Below are 16,895 nucleotides of genomic sequence, written 5' to 3' on the forward strand. Positions count from 1 at the left end.
TTCCCGTAGTCCTGTAGACTATGCGAAAGGTGTTTATTGTGCTTGTACGTTTGTACCTGAAGGCGATCTGCCCGAACAAGGGCCGTGCCCTTTGTAAACCCCATAATCACCTCCTGCCCCCTCGAGGGGAAGTCCCACCCCACCCAAACCCTCAAGCAATCCCCCTCCCCTCGAGGGGAAAGTCCCACCCCACCCAAACCCTCCCCTCGTAAGGGAGGGCCCCCGGGGGCTTGCCCCCAGGACCCCCAACAGGACTGGTCTAGGTACAGTGGAACGTGTGCCCGCTTACGTCCCTTTCGGGACACGCTCTCATGCGGAATGGTTTGGTTATGGGCTCTTGTGGTGCGTACGTGTTCGGCGTGCTTGCCTGGTCCGTGAGTATGCTCGCTTTCTTCCCTTCGGGACACGCTTTACGTTTGGTGTGCTTGCTGTTCCCTATTACCTCGAATGAGGCATGGGTAATTAAAACTGATTGAATTTCGGTGAGGCTGTTTCTTCCCTAGCGGGCATCTTTATTTCATAACTTCAACAAAGGAATCAATTCGGTTAAAGATTGTACGGTATAATCTGGGGTGCAATGTTGTGGGGTGGGTTTGTTTTTGCGATTTATCCATGCTGCACGGATGCCGGCGTTGTGGGCGCCTATGATGTCGTTGGTGAGAGAGTCTCCGACGTGAAGAACATCTTCGGGTTTCAAATTGCTGATATGAAGTGCTTGGTGGAAAATATCCGCTCTGGGTTTATACGCCCTTGCATCTTCACTCGTGATAATATGTTCGAATGCCAGACCGTTGTGTTGAATGGCAGCTTCGATATCATTGCGGTCAATGTTGGACACTATGATTGGAGGAACATCGATGGCTCGCAGAAAAGCAACCGTGTCTTCGAACAACGGCGGGGCTTGCCAATGGTTGAACAATATTCGGCACAACTCCTCTGGATTACAAGTCGATTCGAAGAATGCAATCGTCTCCTCGAGCGCCTGGAGTTCGATTTTACGCTGCGTAATAAACGCATTCCCATAGGATGGAATAAATCGGCTTGAAAACGAATCCCACCAAAATCGTCCGATCTCTCCCGTAGTGGCCTGTACAGACGATGAAGCTAAGATTCTGTTGCATATCGCCTCAATCCACACATCATCCTCATGGACTAGCGTACCGTAGAAATCTAGAAATACAGCTTTAAACATGTTCTCCCTCCCAAATCCTTTAATTCGTTATCACAGTAATACTTTACCACAACATAGAATGAAAGCGTAATAAGCAATACAAATCAAACTAAATCCACTTTGGGCCAGTGATCATATCCACTCCCCCTTAAGCCCCTCCTTCGCAGGATGCATGTCCATATCGATACAGTCCAATTAGAATAGACAAGAAGTGCATAGGCATAAGCACCACCACTCCAATTCCACTTGCGCTATCTCAATCCGTAAAGGAGGAAATATTATAATCTCCGCTTCCCATGGCATTGCGCTACCTGTCCAACAGCCGCCTATTGCCTCTTGGGCAAATCACGCCCATCTTATGTCGATCATTCTCAAGCATCCTGCGAGCCTGGAATGGATCTACTCCCATTACATTCAACTTGAGCTTCTTCAAGGCTTATCCGGATTAGATTCCGTCATCAACTACACCTTTCCCGACGCCCCTGAAGCGGTCTGTCCATGGCTTGATGTTCAACACATTCCAAGAGCAGCTATCGATGGCAATATCGTACGTTGGCTGCAAGAACGCCTCACGGAAGGTCACTACGTCTATTTATTTCTTAACACATTTCACCTTCCCAGCTATCACACCTACAGCGAACGTCATTCTGCGCACGATCCGCTTATTGTCGGATATGATAACAAAGCCCGCACATTTGCTATCCGCGACTTTCATACCAGCACACAAGGCCTCGTCAAATACGAAACGTTTGATGTTGACTTCACTTCATTAGAGCTGTCTTATCACGATATATCCCCAGACATGGATCGTCTTGAGGGTGTCCAGCTTCTTCGTTTAGATTCCACTTGCACATTTCGACTCGATACAAAGTTACTTACCCATTCCATAAGCGACTATCTGGATGCCAAATGCTCTTATCCCAAAAATCACAACTGGCTCACTACGCCCGTGCTAGCATATGGCTCCCAGTTGTACACGTACATCGCCGAACATCTCCGCAGCGTAGCTGCTGAATCCGTTGAAGCGGACTTCCGCTTTATTCATGTGCTTCACGACCATAAGCTCCTTATGTCGAAAAGACTCTCCTTCATGGCCGACAGACGCCTCATCCCTGAATCTCTCGCCAACAGCTACAACGAAGTACTCACAACCAGCCAACTTCTCAGAAGCACCACACTCAAATACTACCTCACCCAAGACCTTAGACATCTCCAACGAAGCGAACAACTCCTCCACGATCTGCAAAATAAAGAACAACACGCACTTCTCTCCATCCTCGATGCTCTACAAACAACTTAGCTCTAAACCAAATATGGCCTCGTCCCATAAAGGGACAAGGCCTCCACTCCACACAAAACCCAAACTCGCCTTTCCGCATCGCACACCCTCCAACGTAAAGCGTGTCCCGCAGGGACGTAAGCGAGTACCCGCACGCATGATGCACACATTCGAACAAGTGGGCAGACGCTCAACCGTACCTAATCACATCCCACGCAAAGCGTGTCCCGCAGGGACGTAAGCGAGCACACGCTCCATCGTATCTAGACCAGTCCTGCTGGGGGTCCCGGGGGCTGGCCCCCGGGGGCCCTCCCTTGAAAGGAAGGGTTTGGGTGGGTTGACAATATCCCTTTTAAGGGTATGGGGGTTCATCCGAGGGTTTGGGTGGGTTGACAATATCCCTTAGAGGTTAGGTTTGAATCATTTGCGGTATCCCCCTTGAGGGGGCAGGGGGGTGAAAACCCGGGATCTCTAAGGGCAAGGCCCTTAGAAACAAAAAGAGCCTCGCTCCACAAGTGGAACAAGGCTCGTACATCGCGTAAAACTACGCGTTGATTTTTTGTTTAGCTACGCCTGCGAGCGAGTTGAACGCGTTGATGTCGTTGACAGCGAGGTCAGCGAGGATCTTACGGTTCACTTCGATGCCAGCCAGCTTCAGGCCGTACATGAATTTGTTGTACGACAGACCGTTTTGACGTGCTGCTGCGTTGATACGAACGATCCACAGTTTGCGGAATTCGCGTTTAACTTGACGGCGGTCGCGGTATGCATACAGCAACGATTTCATTACTTGCTCTTTAGCTGTTTTAAACAGGCGATGTTTCGAACCGAAGTAACCTTTCGCCAGCTTCAAAATCCGTTTACGACGACGAGCGCGGACGAATCCGCCTTTAACTCTTGCCATGAGTGAAGACCTCCTGTAGGTTGTTTTAGTTTATAGTGCATCGCGAGTGCTCGCGATAATAGACTATTTCAGGTTAGCCAAACCTTGTTGAATACGACGAACGTCGCCAGCTGCCATGAGCGGTTGACCAGCGAGAACGCGTTTTTGACGACCGGATTTGTGCGAAAGCAGGTGGTTTCTGTACGCTTTGTAGCGTTTCACTTTGCCCGTACCAGTAATTTTGAAGCGGTCTTTCAGACTGCTGTGCGTTTTCATCTTAGGCATTCGAGTGTTCCTCCTTGAATTTATGTTAACTTGTAGTTTTTGGCGCCAAAATCATGATCATACTGCGGCCTTCCAATTTAGGGAAACGCTCAACGCTGCATAATTCGGCGACTGTAACTTCTTTCGCAAGGCGGTCAAGGATGCGCTGTCCGATTGCTGCGTGCGCAATTTCGCGACCGCGGTAACGAACGGAGCATTTGACTTTGTCGCCTTCCTTCAGAAACTTCACAACATTGCGCAGTTTCGTCTGGTAGTCGTTTTCTTCAATGTTCGAGCGGAACCATACTTCCTTCAGATCAACGATCTTCTGGTTTTTACGGGCTTCCTTCTCTTTCTTCTGCTGCTCATACCGGAACTTGCCGTAATCCATGATCCGACAAACTGGCGGTTTCGCCTGCGGTGCGACATTGACAAGATCCATGCTTGCATCGACTGCCAGTTGAAGAGCTTCGCGAATCGACATAACGCCGAGTTGCTCTCCCTCTGCTCCAACTACGCGAACCTCGCGAGCTCGGATTTCGTCATTGATCTGATGTTCTCTGCTAATAACGTGCCACCTCCAAATATTAGTTTCCACGCAATAAAAATGCGGGCCCATCAGGACCCGCATGCCATAACCATTCGTAAATGCATCTTCGTCATCATCGACGGGTGCAATGTTATCGATCGGTCGCATATAACCAGCCGGTGTCTAGCCGTTAGGTGAGAAGCGGGTGCCTCTTCTTATTGCGATAAGTTTTAAATGTTACCGACTTACTATATCACAGCGGGACAGCTGTAGTCAACAACGTTCTGACCGACAAATCCCCCAGCTTAAGACAATCTTATTAGCCTTGTTTGCTCTGTACTTCTTCCAGTCGGATAACGCGCGTATGCTGCGTGTGGCTCCACTGTTTGTTGTTCTGCGTGAAGAACGCGTAGAACGTAATTGGCCACCACGACAACAGGAAGAACGGCAGTGTCAGCAAGTGTGCGTACATTCTCCAGTTGCGCACATTCTCCAGAATGAGAGACAGCGGGAACATAATCACGGATGCTGCGATAGCAACAACTGGCATCCACCATGGCAAGTACTCATAGATCGAACCGAAGATGTTATCTGCCGGAATGATGTTATCGCCCCACAACATTGCTGTCAGAACGAAGCCGAGCAGCGTGTTGTATACCGAGATCGAGTATAACGCTGCGTCAAACTTAACGAAGCTGCGTTCCTTGATGCTCGCCCACAGCAGCGGGAAGAAATAGTTGCGTGCAACATTGAAGTGACCTTGCATCCAGCGCAGACGTTGACGTGCGGATGCTCGGAACGATACCGGCTTCTCGTCATACACCTTCGCTTCGTAATTCAATACCGGATGCACGCCGCGTTTGATGCAGCGCATCGTAAATTCCAAGTCTTCGACAAGGCTTGTTGCGCCCCATCCCATATCCTTCAGCAGCTTCGAGTCGAAGCACATGCCGGTGCCGCCAAGGAAGTTCGCCATCCGTAAATTGCGACGCGACAGCTGCCATAGACGGTTGCAATACCAGTACGTGATACCATAAGCAGCCGTAACCCACGAGTCGTTCGGGTTTTTCGTATCGAGATAGCCTTGAATAACTTGATGGCCTTCGCACAGGTCATCGTTCATCAGATGCAGGAAGTCGCTGTTGCACAGGTTATCCGCATCGAACATGACCACAGCATCATACTGTTTTGGCATTTTCCACAGCTCTTTGAGCATCCATTCAATCGCATAGCCTTTACCGCGCAGCGTCGAGTTGTTGCGGACGCATGCGTGAACACCTTCATAACCACGAACGACATTAGCTGTACCGTCGGTGCAGTTATCGCAAATAACAAAAATATCGTACAGCTCTCTTGGATAATCAAGCTTAAGCAAATTCTCAACCAGTGCGCCTACAACTTGCTCTTCGTTATGAGCAGCGACGAGTACGGCGAACGATTTCTTAGGTTCATGACGACGTTGATTCTTCTTCCGATAAATCCCGAACAGCGCAAGCACAAACTGATAGACACCGATGAACACCAGCAGGATCTGGAACGCCATCATCAAAACATTCAACATTCTTGGTATTGCCCCCTTGAGACCCCAATTTTTTAATTAGCCCTTTTTTCTTTTTTCTCTGTATTGTTTAATTTTTTTAACCACCAGCACGATTAACAAACCATCCCATATCTAAAGCCGGCTTTCTCTCTATTTGCGGCACTTAGTGCATTTTGCACCGTACGGTCTGCTTTGTCAAAAACGGTTTGAGCGCCCAAATCGTCATGAGCGCCAAGTAAAACGCTTCCATGGCGATCAATTATCGGCATTACCTCATTTTCCGTCTGCATCCCCCTTATTTTCATCCATTTGCACCGTTTTTAATGCTTACGTCCGTCAAAAATGAGTACAAAACTTCCGCTATACCAGATTTTGTACGGATTACGTGCTAATATGCTGCACTATCGTCCCTATGTTCCCGGACTCAGCTTCCAGAAATTGCGACAGCAGCCGTCCGAATATCGCGTCCCACGACTGATTACGGCTGTATGCGAGTCCCCTCGCAGCAAGGCGGCCGCGCTCCTCCGGCTCCTGGTACAGACGCTCCAGCGCATCTGCGAATGAATCGACACTGCCCGGGTCACATAACAGACCATTGACGCCGTGGGTTACGGTATCTGCAACACCTCCCGCTCTAGCACCAACAACAGCCGTTTCACATGCCATCGCCTCGAGCACAACGTTGCCGAAAGTCTCCGTTGCCGAAGGGAACAAGAAGACATCTGCGGCTGCATAAAGCTCACGGAGTGCAGGAAGCGACTGAAACCCAAGGAAATGAATCGGCAGCTGCTCTCGGTTGCATCTCGCTTCAAGTTCTCCTGCTGAAGGACCGTCGCCAGCAATCAGCATGACCGCATTCGGATGAGACTTGCGGAACTTATCAAAAGCATCGATGGCAATGCCTACATCCTTTTCCGGCGACAGCCGTCCGACATACAATACCACGAACTGCTCGGATGTAATCGCATAGGGACCCGGCAGTTGAAGCGCTGTCCGTTCGACACCCGGGTAGAATTGATCGGTCTTAATGCCTCTTGCCCAGACATCAAGACGTTCTCCGCGCCATCCGCGGCCGACTAACTGAGCCTTCGTGGATGGGGAAGGAACGAAGATCATTCTGCATTCTTGGTGGAACCACTCCAGATATCTCCATAACAGCTTTGCCATCCACTGCAAATTGTAATACGGCAAATAGCGATCGAAATGTGTATGATAGGAAGCCACAAGCGGAATCCGGTATTTCTTGGCATAGTGAATACCGAACAATCCCATATTGAAGGGTGTGGCAACATGAATCAGGGTCGGCTGAAATAATTGAAGCGCGCGGCGTACAGGTACGGGGTTCGGCACGGCAAGCCTGCATTCGGGGTAAAGGAAGAATGGAAACGAGGTAAAGCGCTGTACTTGAATAGAGGTTTGCAACGAGGTGTTATCCATGGCTGGGTCTGGCGCGAAAACCATCACCTCAATTCCCTGTCTGCGCAAAAAATCGGTCCAACGACCCAAAGTTCGCGCAACTCCGTTCACTTCCGGCTCATAAGTATCCGTAAATATCGCTAACCGCATCCTCGCTCCCTCCGCTTCTATCCGATCTAGCCGCCAGTTCCGCTCTCAGCACTAATTGTACGCAGATGAAACGGCGGCATGCCTACAATATAGCGGCATACTGTTTCCTTAGCGTCAATGGCGCATTAAGGGTTCATTAATATCAGATTTGCACAACGATGACACAGCGGAAACAATCGGGTGCTACATTGTGCATGAGTCGTGCCGCCAAGGTGAACGGCTATCGCCATCCTCACGGGCTTCACACGAAAAAACCGCCTCGCATATCGCGAAGCGGCAAATCCGAAGGTTATACGGAGGGATCGGTATGGAACGTATGATGGGTTGGCTCCGCTCTCGCGATCATCAAATGCTTATGATTGCGAATCGCAGACCCGCACACCGGATGCTGCAAGCAAGTCTTGGACGCTTCCTCGAAACGATCACTCATATGGGCGGCGCTACATTCACGCTCTGCACCGCACTGTGCGCAGCGATTGCAGGAACGGCAGCTTGGAGCACAGCAGGCTGGCAATGTATGGCTGCAGTTGCAATAAGCCATCTGCCGGTCGCTGTGATGAAGCGGCATTTTCGCAGGCTGCGTCCTTATCAGAAGCTTCCGAACATTACCGCGTGCCGTTACCCGCTCCGGGATTCTTCATTCCCATCGGGTCATACGACCGCGACCTTCGCTTGGCTTATCCCGCTGATCGCCGCTGCCGGCGCTTCCGCCGTCCTGCTGCTGCCAGCTGCCATTATAATCGGTACATCAGTCGCTTGGTCGCGCATGTATCTCGGGCTGCACTATCCATCCGACGTGTTCGCCGGCGCCATGCTCGGTTCCGCCACTGCAGTGGGTATGCTGGAGCTATGGCCGATTATGCTCTAATCCCGCAGCGCTTACTCCTCAGCCGATTCCGAGTTCTGCTCATCATCCTCTTCCTCTGCTTCAACGGCTTTCGCTGCTTCTGCTGCTGCCGCGTCTCGCTTCGCACTGCGGTAAGCAGCGATCGCTTCCTCGCCGATCAGCACCTCGATGCGATGAATGTTTTGTCCGCGATTGAAGAACTTCATCTCATATTCCGTCGGTACGAGGTCGTCGCGCAGACCATCTTTATGCAGGTTCAGTGCAATGTTGCGCGTGAGCAATTCCATATCTGCGAAGCTGTTGAGGGAGAATTCGAACAACGACACGGAATCGGTCTTGAAATGAATCTCTCCACGCTTATTCAGCGCGTTCATATACTTGCTGATGAAACGCGGATGCGTCAGGCGACGGCGCGCATGCTTCGCCTTCGGCCATGGATCGCTGAAGTTCAGATAGACGCGCTCCAGCTCGTCCTCCTCGAAAATGTCTTCGATGAATTCGATGTTCGCCCGCAGCAGCGCCAGGTTGGGCGGACTGTCCACACCGCGCTCCGCCCAAATGCGGCGAGCCTTCTCGCTGGCACGGCGCACGAGCTCGTCGTACATATCAACGCCGATATAATTAATGTCTGGATTGCGGAAACTTTGCGTACTGATGAACTGTCCCTTGCCCATGCCAAGCTCGACATAAATCGGGTTGTCGTTGCCGAAAAATTCGTTCCAGCGTCCTTTGTAGGCAGTGCCGTCTAAGACGACAAGCTCCGGCTGGCTTTCGATGCTTTCCAATATTCCTTTTCTTCCACGTAAGCGCATGTTCTCTCGTCCTCCACATTGAACTAGCCCTAATTGTGCCGAAGATAAGCAAGAAAGTAAAGAGTCTGGCATAAGCTGCAAATGAAAAAGACAGCCCGGCATGTATCCGGACTGTCTCCAAGTAAGTACGATCGGCATGTTCGCGTGAACTTCGCCGCCGTTATATATGCTAGAATTCGTATGCCGACGAATTGCGGCCTTCGATCTCGTAAGTCTGTTCCAACACTTCATTCAGCTTCTTACGCGCACCGACTTCAATCAAATGGTTATTAGGAAAACGCGCGCCAGCCAGCACCATAAGTTCTTTAACCGTTAATTCTACCTTCACTTTGTCTTCGCCGTGCGGAATTCTCAAATTCGTATTCATCACGAATCACCTCATCGATTTTTTCATTATAATTCCCAGAAAATCGACATTCTATATCACATGCTGCGATGTAAGGTTTCTACGAAAATTTCATTGATTTGTCGCACTTTTAATATAACACATCATGTAAGGTTTAGCAAGTGAAAACGGATAAATCGGGCTGTTTATTTTCCAGCTCTTTTTTTGTCCCAAACGCACCTATAACATGGAAATCGACCCCGAATTTCGATACAATGAACGGTAGCAAGCATCAGAATATACGGATTTCAACCGAAGGAGCTATTATGACAGCTGTTAATGATAACGTCGTATCTCCGCGGTTGTGGAGCGACAAACGATTTCATACATGGAATTATGAAATGAAGGAGCAATTCGGCGAGAAAGTGTTCAAGGTTACATTGGACGCCGGCTTTACTTGCCCGAACCGCGATGGATCCATCGCTGCAGGAGGCTGTACCTTCTGCAGCGCACGCGGATCCGGCGACTTCGCGGGCAGCCGGCGCGATGATCTCGTGACGCAGTTCAATAAGATCAGAGACCGCCAGCATCTGAAGTGGCCGAATGCGAAGTACATCGGCTATTTCCAAGCCTACACGAACACTTATGCGCCGCTTGAAGAACTCCGCGAATATTATGAGGTCATCCTGCAGCAGCCCGGCGTTGTCGGACTTTCAATTGCGACCCGCCCAGACTGCCTGCCGGATGATGTGATTGATTATCTAGCGGAGCTCAATGAACGGACCTATCTATGGCTCGAGATGGGACTGCAGACGATTCACGAGTCGACATCAGCGCTCATCAACCGTGCCCACGATACCGCCTGCTACGAGGATGCCGTACGCCGACTACGCGCACGCGGCATTCGGGTCTGCACGCACGTTATCTACGGTCTGCCGCAAGAAACGCATGAGATGATGATGGATACGCTGCGTGCCGTGTCACGGATGGACGTCCAGGGCATCAAGATTCATCTGCTCCACTTGATGCGCAAGACGCCTATGGTGAAGCAGTACGACGCTGGCCTGCTTCAGTTTCTAGAGAAGGACGAGTATATTAAGCTGATCGTCGATTCACTTGAGCAGATGCCGCCGGACATGATTGTCCATCGTTTGACCGGCGATGCGCCGCGCGATCTGATCATTGGGCCGATGTGGAGCATGAATAAGTGGGACGTACTTAATTCTATTGACGCCGAGCTTGTCCGCCGCGGCACGTGGCAGGGCAAGCTGTGGAAGGAGTGATCGCATGGGCTTCCTATCCGTGCTAAGCATGGCGCACCAGATGATTCGCGAAAGGATTCAACCAGGCGACATTGTCATTGATGCAACGGCAGGCAACGGCGTTGATACCCGCTTCCTCGCCGAGCTTGTCGGGCCACGAGGCGTCGTGTATGCCTTCGATATTCAAGAGGCAGCCATTACAGCGACCCGCAAACGGCTTGAGCCGCTTGAAGAGCATAAGCTTCTGCCGGACCTTCGTCTCGTATTCGACAGCCACGAAGCGATGGATCGGCATGTAGAGCAGGATCATGCGGGTAATGTCGCAGCCGCAATGTTCAATCTCGGCTATCTGCCAGGAGCGGATACGTCTGTTATCACGAAGACGGACAGCTCGATAGCCGCACTCGAAACAGCTGTTTCGCTGTTGAAGCCAGGCGGTATCATTACTTGTGTACTTTACCCCGGCCATCCTGGCGGAGGCGATGAAGCCGAAGCTGTTCTGCAATGGACACAGGCGCTGTCTTCTGTCAAAGGACAAGCTGTTCTGTATCGGATGGCGCAGAAAGAGGCGGCTCCATTCCTCATTGCGATCGAGCGAAGCCGGAAGCAATCGTAACGTTATTTTATCCATATCCAATACCATAGGGAGGTCATGATAATGGCTATTCGCAAAATCGAGCATGTAGGCGTTAGAGTAACTAATCTGGAGCAATCCATTGAATTCTACAAGAAGGTGCTTGGTTTGGAGCATCGCAAGACATTGGTTCCAGGCAATGGTGCCGTACGGCTAGGTTTTCTTGCATTCGTAGGCTATGAGGAAACCGAGGTTGAGCTGATCGAGAACGCCGCAGCGTTCCCGGCAGAAGGAAAAGTGCATCATCTCGCTTTCACCGTCGACGATGTAGAGGCCGAGTTCAACCGTATCAAGGAACTGAATGTGCCGCTTCGCGATACCGAGATCACGACACTGCCAGATGGCAGCCGATATTTCTTCTTCTATGGCCCTGACGGCGAGCTGCTGGAGCTGTTCCAGCCGGGCGAACATTAAGATCCTATCTACTCCCAAGTTCAGACATTCTGCTCATCAAGACATCAGGTCTCTAACCCGAAGTGGATAAACGTATCCAATCCTTATTCCATTCATTCAAGGAGAGAGAAACGATGACGAAATCGATGACACAACCCTATCCGCTGCTGTTCCAGCCGGAGATGAAAGAACGTATCTGGGGAGGAAGAGCGCTAGCGCAATTCGGACTGAAATTGCCAGAAGGCTCAATCGGAGAAGGCTGGATGATCGGCGACCATCCGAATGGGACAACTTCGATCGTGAACGGTCCGCTTGCCGGTATCGGACTTGATGCAGTACGCGAGCAACATGGCCCGGAATGGTTCGGAACCAAAGGTTTCTCTGAGCGTAATGGCCGTTTCCCGCTGCTGATTAAACTGCTTGATTGCAATGACGATCTGTCTGTGCAGGTGCATCCGACCGATTCCTATGAAGGGCTGCCGCATGGCGAGCTCGGTAAGACCGAGATGTGGTATATCCTCGATGCGAAGCCTGGCGCAACCATTGTTTACGGGTTACAAGATGGCATCGACCGCGCCGATATGGAAGCCGCAATCGCCGAAGGACGTATCATGGATACGCTGCGGGTCGTCCCTGTTGAAGCAGGCGATGCTTTCTACATTCCTGCCGGAACGGTTCACGCGTTGTGTTCGGGCGTTGTCGTGGCGGAAATTCAGCAGAACTCCGACACCACATATCGACTCTACGATTATGATCGGCCGGGGCTGGACGGCAAGCTCCGCGAGCTGCATATCGAAGACTCGCTCAATGTCATTGCCTATGAAGGCGCTGGCGCACAGCGAATGAAGACGGGCGGCATTCAGCCGGGCGAATGGTTGACGATTGCAAGCTCACCGTATTTCATCGTGGAGAAAGGCATCGTAGACGGCCCGCTATCGCTTGCAACTACGCCAGAGAGCTTCGTCATTCTCGTCGTTGCCGACGGAGACGGAACGATCCGTTGGAACGACGGAGTTGATCATCTGCCGCTTCGTTCCGGGCAATGCCTCCTGCTGCCGGCAGGTCTTGGCGAATACGCGCTGGATGGCACCATGACCGTGCTGAGAAGCATGGTTCCATAAAGGTATCTCATAAGAAACAGCAGTGCGTTATCGCCGCAGATGGCGATGGGCGCTGCTGTTTTATTTTTCATACATGCCATCTTTCCGTTCGTTACGGTTAGGTCTACCCCATTCGGAAAACAATAGGTAAGATTCATTCATCCTAGATCAGCTTGGGGGACACGGTCATGCGCACTATCCTATCCATCTATATAACTGACGTGAAGAGCATGCTTAAGTCACGCAGACTGACCATGCTGGTCATCGCGCTCATGCTGCTGCCTTCCGCATATGCTTGGATTAATATTAAGGCCGTGTGGGATCCGTACAGCAATACGACTGGTATCCCTGTCGCCATCGTCAATGAGGATACAGGCGCGCAAGTCGAAGGCAAGACGATCAATGTCGGGGAGGAAACGGTCAATGGACTGAAGGCCAATCCGAAGCTGGGCTGGGTGTTCGTCGACCGAGCGGAGGCGGAGCGCGGAGTCCATTACGGCGATTATTATGCCTATCTCATTATTCCAAGCGACTTCTCTTCGAAGCTGACAAGCATACTAGAGGCGGAACCTCAGCAGCCGACGATTACATACGCGATTAACGAAAAAGTGAATGCACTAGCGCCGAAGATTACCGGTTCAGGCGCGGCTGGCGTAACGGACCAGATCAGCAAGTCGTTCACGCAGACGGTCGGAGACGCTGTGCTTACCGCCTTCCATACAGCCGGAATCGAGCTAAAGAAAGAGCTGCCGACGATTCATAAAGTGGAGAATGGCATCCTCGAATTAGAAAAAGCGCTGCCTCAGATCGAAGCAATTGGCCAAGGCGCGATTGCATTAGAGGCTAAGCTGCCTGCGATCAAGCAGAAGGTTAACAAAGTCATTGCGCTTCAGCAGCATATTCCAGACCTCAACAAAGCTGGCGATGCGATTGTGAAGCTGGAGTCGGAATTACCGAAGATCAAGACAGCAATGGACAACATTACTGCCCTGCGGGATAAAGTGAACAGCCTTCAAGGCATTCCGACAGCTATATCCGACATGGAGAACCGCCTGACAATTATCGATGCTAATCTAAGAAAGGCGCTTGAAGAGGCAGAGAAGACGGTCGCAGAAGCGAATACGGAGGGCACGGTCGTAGGGAATCCTGCGATTGCGGGAGAACTGCAGAGGCTGACACAGCTCTTAGATGAGCTTGCGACACTTCGCACCATTCTGAAGGAAACGCGAACCGGCTTAAAGCTCAAATTGGATGAGGCGCTGACCGTCATGGATAAGCTTAACACCGACTGGCCATCGATTGAGCAGCGCGTGCATAAAGCGGCCAACTTCGTCCGCAATGATCTGCCCGGCGTGGAGGCCGATATCAAGACAGCCACCACCCTGTTGCAGGAGAAAATGCCTGCCATGGAGGAGGCGATCCATAAGGCAGCTGATCTAGCCCGGAACGACCTTCCTGGATTCGAGCAGAAGGTTCGAGAAGCCGCTAACAAGATTCGCACCTTGCAGGGAAGCGCCGACTTGAACGAACTCATCAGCTATCTGATGCATGATCCGTCGAAGGGCAGCCGATTTCTCGCCGACCCTGTTCATCTGGAAACCGTGCGCATTTTCCCGATCGAGAATTATGGTACGGCAATGACGCCGCTCTATACGATGCTGGCGTTATGGGTTGGCGGTACGATTCTCATTACGGCACTCCCCGTTAACGTACGCAATCCCGATCACAAATTCAAGAGCTATCAGGTTTACTTCGGACGGCTGCTCACATTCTTATCGGTTGGCCTCGGGCAGGCAATCATTGCAACACTCGGTGTGCTGTTCCTGCTGCATGTGCACGCTGCCAACAAGCTGTGGTTCGTATTAACCGGCCTATTCGTCGGCATCGTATTCGTCGTTATCACATACACGCTGCGCTCCATCTTCGGCAACGTAGGCAGCGGTCTTGCCATGCTGTTTCTCGTGCTCCAGATGTCGAGCTCAGGCGTTACGTTCCCTGTCAGCATGACGTCCCGCTTCTTCCAGATCGTTAGCCCATTCATGCCGTTCACCCATGCGATCATCATGTTACGGGAAACGATCGGCGGCATGATCACGTCCATCATGTGGAAGGAAGCGACGGTTCTGCTATCCTTCATCGTCCTCTTCTTCGGCCTTGCTATATTGCTCAAACAATCGCTGAGCAAGGATATCGAGTTGAATAGCGAAGAGGAGTTGTAAGGCTGCACATAGAAAAAGAGGCTTGGGACCATCATCCCAAGCCTCTTGCTGCTATACAAGCATATCGTGCGTAATCCGCAGCGCATAAGGTTTACCCGCAGTCGTGTCACCTTGGTAAATCATGACGACCAGCGATTCCGAAGCGCGGTCGATCTCGCCATCCTCCAAGTACCGCGCCAGATCGAACGGCACTCGGTCGATCACCGCATGCTTCTGCAGCTCCTTGTCGGCGAAGCCTAGCGATGCGAATCCGCCGGATACTTCCTCCGGACGCTCGGTGAGACGCTTCATCCAACTGCTCCACTCCGCCTTGTCCATCGCGAAGTCCCACCATACCTTGCGCGGCTTGAACTTATGCTGCATGAAGTAGTCCAGCTTCATTAAACCTAGCGTTACGTCCAGATCGAGTCGGCCTTCCGATGCCTCTAAGCCACGATCGTTGAGGAACGCCCATAGACGCGAGAACAGATCTTCGAGCTGATGACCGATCCGCTGCCAGCCACGCTCCTCCCAATAATCGCCGAACGACTGGAAGAAATCGAATGGGGAAGGGAAAACGTGCTCAACGAGATGCAGCAGCGTGTGATCCATTCGGTGCGCATTCCAATACTTCTCCAGCACGTCCTCCACTCGCTTGATGCGGACGATGTCCGCGAATGGCAGCAGGTCGTTGCCAAGAATCTCGTATGGCGCGCGGTCCATGTACACATAACCGAATTTCTCCGCATCAATGCGCATGCCTGTACCGCGAAGCATCTTCAGGAAACCGAGCTGCAGTTCTTCGGGACGAAGCGCGAATACGTCATTAAACGTCTTGCGGAACGTATCGTAATCCTCATGCGGCAAGCCCGCGATCAAGTCGAGATGCTGGTCGATCTTGCCCGAATCCTTCACCTTCGTCACGGTACGCGTAAGCTTCGTGAAGTTCTGACGGCGCTTCACCGCTTCGTTCGTCACATCGTTCGTCGATTGGACACCAATCTCGAAACGGAAAACACCTGGAGGCGCATGCTCCGCCAAATAATCGAGAACTTCCGGACGCATAATGTCCGCTGTAATCTCGAACTGGAATACGCAGCCTTGATGATTCTCGATCAGGAACTTGAACATCTCCAGCGCATAGTCGCGCTTAATGTTGAACGTCCGGTCAACGAACTTGATCAGCTTCGCACCCTGGTCGATTAAGAACAGAATATCCGACTTCGTGCGCTCGATATCGAAATAGCGTACACCGACCTCGATGCTCGACAGACAGAACTGACAGCTGAACGGACAACCGCGGCTCGTCTCGAAATAGACGACGCGATTGCCAAGCGTCGGCATGTCCTCCTCGAACCGATATGGCGATGGCAGCGTCGCAAGATCAAGCTTCGGCCGGCCTGGATTCACCAATATCTCGCTCACGCCGTTACGAACTTTGCGGTAAGCAACGCCGAATACGAGATGGAACTTACGAGTTCCCTGCAGCTCTTGCAGCAGGTGATGGAACGTTTCTTCGCCTTCGCCGACAACGATGTGATCGACCTGCGGAATGCGCTCCATCCAGAACTCCGTATCGTAGCTTACTTCCGGCCCGCCGAGGACAATCGTTACCTCAGGCATTATTTTGCGCAGCATATCGATGACGACAATCGTCTCTTCAATGTTCCAAATATAGCAGGAGAAGCCGACGACGTCTGGACGGCGTGCGAAGAGATCCGACACGATGTTCATCGCCGGATCTTTAATTGTATATTCCGCGATGTCGATGTCCGGAAAATCTTTCTCTGCGAACGCCTTCAAACAACGAAGCGCTAGCGAAGTGTGTATATACTTGGCATTAAGCGTTGCCAGAACAACTTTCATAGCAGTCAAACCCTCTCTAAACGTTGGCAAATGATTGATCACGCCCTATTGTACCATTTTTCTAGCGCCAAATAGAACTGAATCCGCGAATTGCCACACTGAGCCGCAAATGTTCCAATGAGCCGACAGCACTGTTCGACAGCTTATCCTTGTCGATTACGCTACGATAGAGACAAGCTCTAGGTGCACATCACAGATCGTGTACCGAATATCGCTGAAGGAGGCC

The 16,895-nt window shown here is 51.4% G+C and carries 16 protein-coding genes; 7 read left to right on the top strand and 9 right to left on the bottom strand.

What is annotated here, in order from left to right; genetic code table 11:
* Nucleotides 1-517: 517 nt before the first annotated feature.
* Nucleotides 518-1,192, bottom strand: a complete 675-nt coding sequence (locus H8B09_RS15520) for an HAD family hydrolase (protein ID WP_191204404.1) — start codon at nucleotides 1,190-1,192, stop codon at nucleotides 518-520.
* A 337-nt stretch (nucleotides 1,193-1,529) separates the two neighbouring features.
* On the opposite strand from H8B09_RS15520, the gene H8B09_RS15525 reads away from it, so the two are divergent.
* Nucleotides 1,530-2,471 (top strand): hypothetical protein, encoded by a 942-nt coding sequence (locus H8B09_RS15525; RefSeq protein WP_191204405.1) that lies wholly within the window; start codon nucleotides 1,530-1,532, stop codon nucleotides 2,469-2,471.
* Between the two features lie 523 nt (nucleotides 2,472-2,994).
* Here the strand turns inward: H8B09_RS15525 and rplT are convergent.
* From rplT to H8B09_RS15555, 5 genes are all read right to left on the bottom strand, one after another.
* Nucleotides 2,995-3,354, bottom strand: a complete 360-nt coding sequence (gene rplT / locus H8B09_RS15530) for a 50S ribosomal protein L20 (protein WP_191204406.1) — start codon at nucleotides 3,352-3,354, stop codon at nucleotides 2,995-2,997.
* Nucleotides 3,355-3,417: 63 nt separating this feature from the next.
* Nucleotides 3,418-3,618 carry a 50S ribosomal protein L35 gene (gene rpmI, locus H8B09_RS15535; protein ID WP_015842912.1) on the bottom strand — a complete coding sequence of 67 codons (201 nt, stop codon included), beginning with the start codon at nucleotides 3,616-3,618 and terminating at the stop codon, nucleotides 3,418-3,420.
* Between the two features lie 25 nt (nucleotides 3,619-3,643).
* Nucleotides 3,644-4,216: a translation initiation factor IF-3 gene (infC, locus tag H8B09_RS15540; protein WP_191204577.1), complete on the bottom strand. Its 573-nt coding sequence runs from the start codon at nucleotides 4,214-4,216 to the stop codon at nucleotides 3,644-3,646.
* Between the two features lie 229 nt (nucleotides 4,217-4,445).
* Nucleotides 4,446-5,687, bottom strand: a complete 1,242-nt coding sequence (locus H8B09_RS15545; RefSeq protein ID WP_191204407.1) for a glycosyltransferase family 2 protein — start codon at nucleotides 5,685-5,687, stop codon at nucleotides 4,446-4,448.
* Nucleotides 5,688-6,047: 360 nt separating this feature from the next.
* Nucleotides 6,048-7,232 (bottom strand): glycosyltransferase family 4 protein, encoded by a 1,185-nt coding sequence (locus H8B09_RS15555; protein ID WP_191204409.1) that lies wholly within the window; start codon nucleotides 7,230-7,232, stop codon nucleotides 6,048-6,050.
* A 307-nt stretch (nucleotides 7,233-7,539) separates the two neighbouring features.
* Between H8B09_RS15555 and H8B09_RS15560 the strand changes: the two genes are divergently transcribed.
* Nucleotides 7,540-8,100: a phosphatase PAP2 family protein gene (locus H8B09_RS15560; protein WP_191204410.1), complete on the top strand. Its 561-nt coding sequence runs from the start codon at nucleotides 7,540-7,542 to the stop codon at nucleotides 8,098-8,100.
* A gap of 11 nt (nucleotides 8,101-8,111) precedes the next feature.
* Here H8B09_RS15560 and trmB read toward each other — a convergent pair whose 3' ends face one another.
* Nucleotides 8,112-8,891, bottom strand: coding sequence for a tRNA (guanosine(46)-N7)-methyltransferase TrmB (gene trmB, locus H8B09_RS15565; protein WP_191204411.1), 780 nt, complete (start codon nucleotides 8,889-8,891; stop codon nucleotides 8,112-8,114).
* A gap of 169 nt (nucleotides 8,892-9,060) precedes the next feature.
* Nucleotides 9,061-9,258 (bottom strand): hypothetical protein, encoded by a 198-nt coding sequence (locus H8B09_RS15570; RefSeq protein WP_191204412.1) that lies wholly within the window; start codon nucleotides 9,256-9,258, stop codon nucleotides 9,061-9,063.
* A gap of 284 nt (nucleotides 9,259-9,542) precedes the next feature.
* Between H8B09_RS15570 and mnmL the strand changes: the two genes are divergently transcribed.
* From mnmL to H8B09_RS15595, 5 genes are all read left to right on the top strand, one after another.
* Nucleotides 9,543-10,499, top strand: coding sequence for a tRNA modification radical SAM protein MnmL/YtqA (mnmL, locus tag H8B09_RS15575; RefSeq protein ID WP_191204578.1), 957 nt, complete (start codon nucleotides 9,543-9,545; stop codon nucleotides 10,497-10,499).
* Between the two features lie 4 nt (nucleotides 10,500-10,503).
* A complete protein-coding gene (gene mnmM / locus H8B09_RS15580; RefSeq protein ID WP_191204413.1) occupies nucleotides 10,504-11,094 on the top strand; it encodes a tRNA 5-(aminomethyl)-2-thiouridylate-methyltransferase MnmM in 591 nt (196 codons plus the stop codon).
* A gap of 42 nt (nucleotides 11,095-11,136) precedes the next feature.
* Nucleotides 11,137-11,526 carry a VOC family protein gene (locus H8B09_RS15585; RefSeq protein WP_191204414.1) on the top strand — a complete coding sequence of 130 codons (390 nt, stop codon included), beginning with the start codon at nucleotides 11,137-11,139 and terminating at the stop codon, nucleotides 11,524-11,526.
* 125 nt (nucleotides 11,527-11,651) lie between these two features.
* Nucleotides 11,652-12,626: a type I phosphomannose isomerase catalytic subunit gene (locus H8B09_RS15590; protein ID WP_191204579.1), complete on the top strand. Its 975-nt coding sequence runs from the start codon at nucleotides 11,652-11,654 to the stop codon at nucleotides 12,624-12,626.
* 167 nt (nucleotides 12,627-12,793) lie between these two features.
* Nucleotides 12,794-14,824, top strand: coding sequence for a YhgE/Pip domain-containing protein (locus H8B09_RS15595; RefSeq protein WP_191204415.1), 2,031 nt, complete (start codon nucleotides 12,794-12,796; stop codon nucleotides 14,822-14,824).
* Between the two features lie 51 nt (nucleotides 14,825-14,875).
* Here the strand turns inward: H8B09_RS15595 and H8B09_RS15600 are convergent, their stop codons facing one another.
* Nucleotides 14,876-16,669: a B12-binding domain-containing radical SAM protein gene (locus H8B09_RS15600; RefSeq protein WP_191204416.1), complete on the bottom strand. Its 1,794-nt coding sequence runs from the start codon at nucleotides 16,667-16,669 to the stop codon at nucleotides 14,876-14,878.
* Between the last annotated feature and the right edge of the window lie 226 nt (nucleotides 16,670-16,895).

Origin of the sequence: Paenibacillus terricola, assembly GCF_014779765.1 — a bacterium.
In the GTDB taxonomy this organism is placed as follows: domain Bacteria; phylum Bacillota; class Bacilli; order Paenibacillales; family Paenibacillaceae; genus Paenibacillus_T; species Paenibacillus_T terricola.

Excerpts from the sequence above, each read along its gene's own strand:
- H8B09_RS15520 (WP_191204404.1), bottom strand. The coding sequence starts at position 1,192 with ATGTTTAAAGCTGTATTTCTAGATTTCTACGGTACGCTAGTCCATGAG.
- H8B09_RS15525 (WP_191204405.1), top strand. The coding sequence starts at position 1,530 with ATGTCGATCATTCTCAAGCATCCTGCGAGCCTGGAATGGATCTACTCC.
- rplT (WP_191204406.1), bottom strand. The coding sequence starts at position 3,354 with ATGGCAAGAGTTAAAGGCGGATTCGTCCGCGCTCGTCGTCGTAAACGG.
- rpmI (WP_015842912.1), bottom strand. The coding sequence starts at position 3,618 with ATGCCTAAGATGAAAACGCACAGCAGTCTGAAAGACCGCTTCAAAATT.
- infC (WP_191204577.1), bottom strand. The coding sequence starts at position 4,216 with ATGGGCCCGCATTTTTATTGCGTGGAAACTAATATTTGGAGGTGGCAC.
- H8B09_RS15545 (WP_191204407.1), bottom strand. The coding sequence starts at position 5,687 with ATGTTGAATGTTTTGATGATGGCGTTCCAGATCCTGCTGGTGTTCATC.
- H8B09_RS15555 (WP_191204409.1), bottom strand. The coding sequence starts at position 7,232 with ATGCGGTTAGCGATATTTACGGATACTTATGAGCCGGAAGTGAACGGA.
- H8B09_RS15560 (WP_191204410.1), top strand. The coding sequence starts at position 7,540 with ATGGAACGTATGATGGGTTGGCTCCGCTCTCGCGATCATCAAATGCTT.
- trmB (WP_191204411.1), bottom strand. The coding sequence starts at position 8,891 with ATGCGCTTACGTGGAAGAAAAGGAATATTGGAAAGCATCGAAAGCCAG.
- H8B09_RS15570 (WP_191204412.1), bottom strand. The coding sequence starts at position 9,258 with ATGAATACGAATTTGAGAATTCCGCACGGCGAAGACAAAGTGAAGGTA.
- mnmL (WP_191204578.1), top strand. The coding sequence starts at position 9,543 with ATGACAGCTGTTAATGATAACGTCGTATCTCCGCGGTTGTGGAGCGAC.
- mnmM (WP_191204413.1), top strand. The coding sequence starts at position 10,504 with ATGGGCTTCCTATCCGTGCTAAGCATGGCGCACCAGATGATTCGCGAA.
- H8B09_RS15585 (WP_191204414.1), top strand. The coding sequence starts at position 11,137 with ATGGCTATTCGCAAAATCGAGCATGTAGGCGTTAGAGTAACTAATCTG.
- H8B09_RS15590 (WP_191204579.1), top strand. The coding sequence starts at position 11,652 with ATGACACAACCCTATCCGCTGCTGTTCCAGCCGGAGATGAAAGAACGT.
- H8B09_RS15595 (WP_191204415.1), top strand. The coding sequence starts at position 12,794 with ATGCGCACTATCCTATCCATCTATATAACTGACGTGAAGAGCATGCTT.
- H8B09_RS15600 (WP_191204416.1), bottom strand. The coding sequence starts at position 16,669 with ATGAAAGTTGTTCTGGCAACGCTTAATGCCAAGTATATACACACTTCG.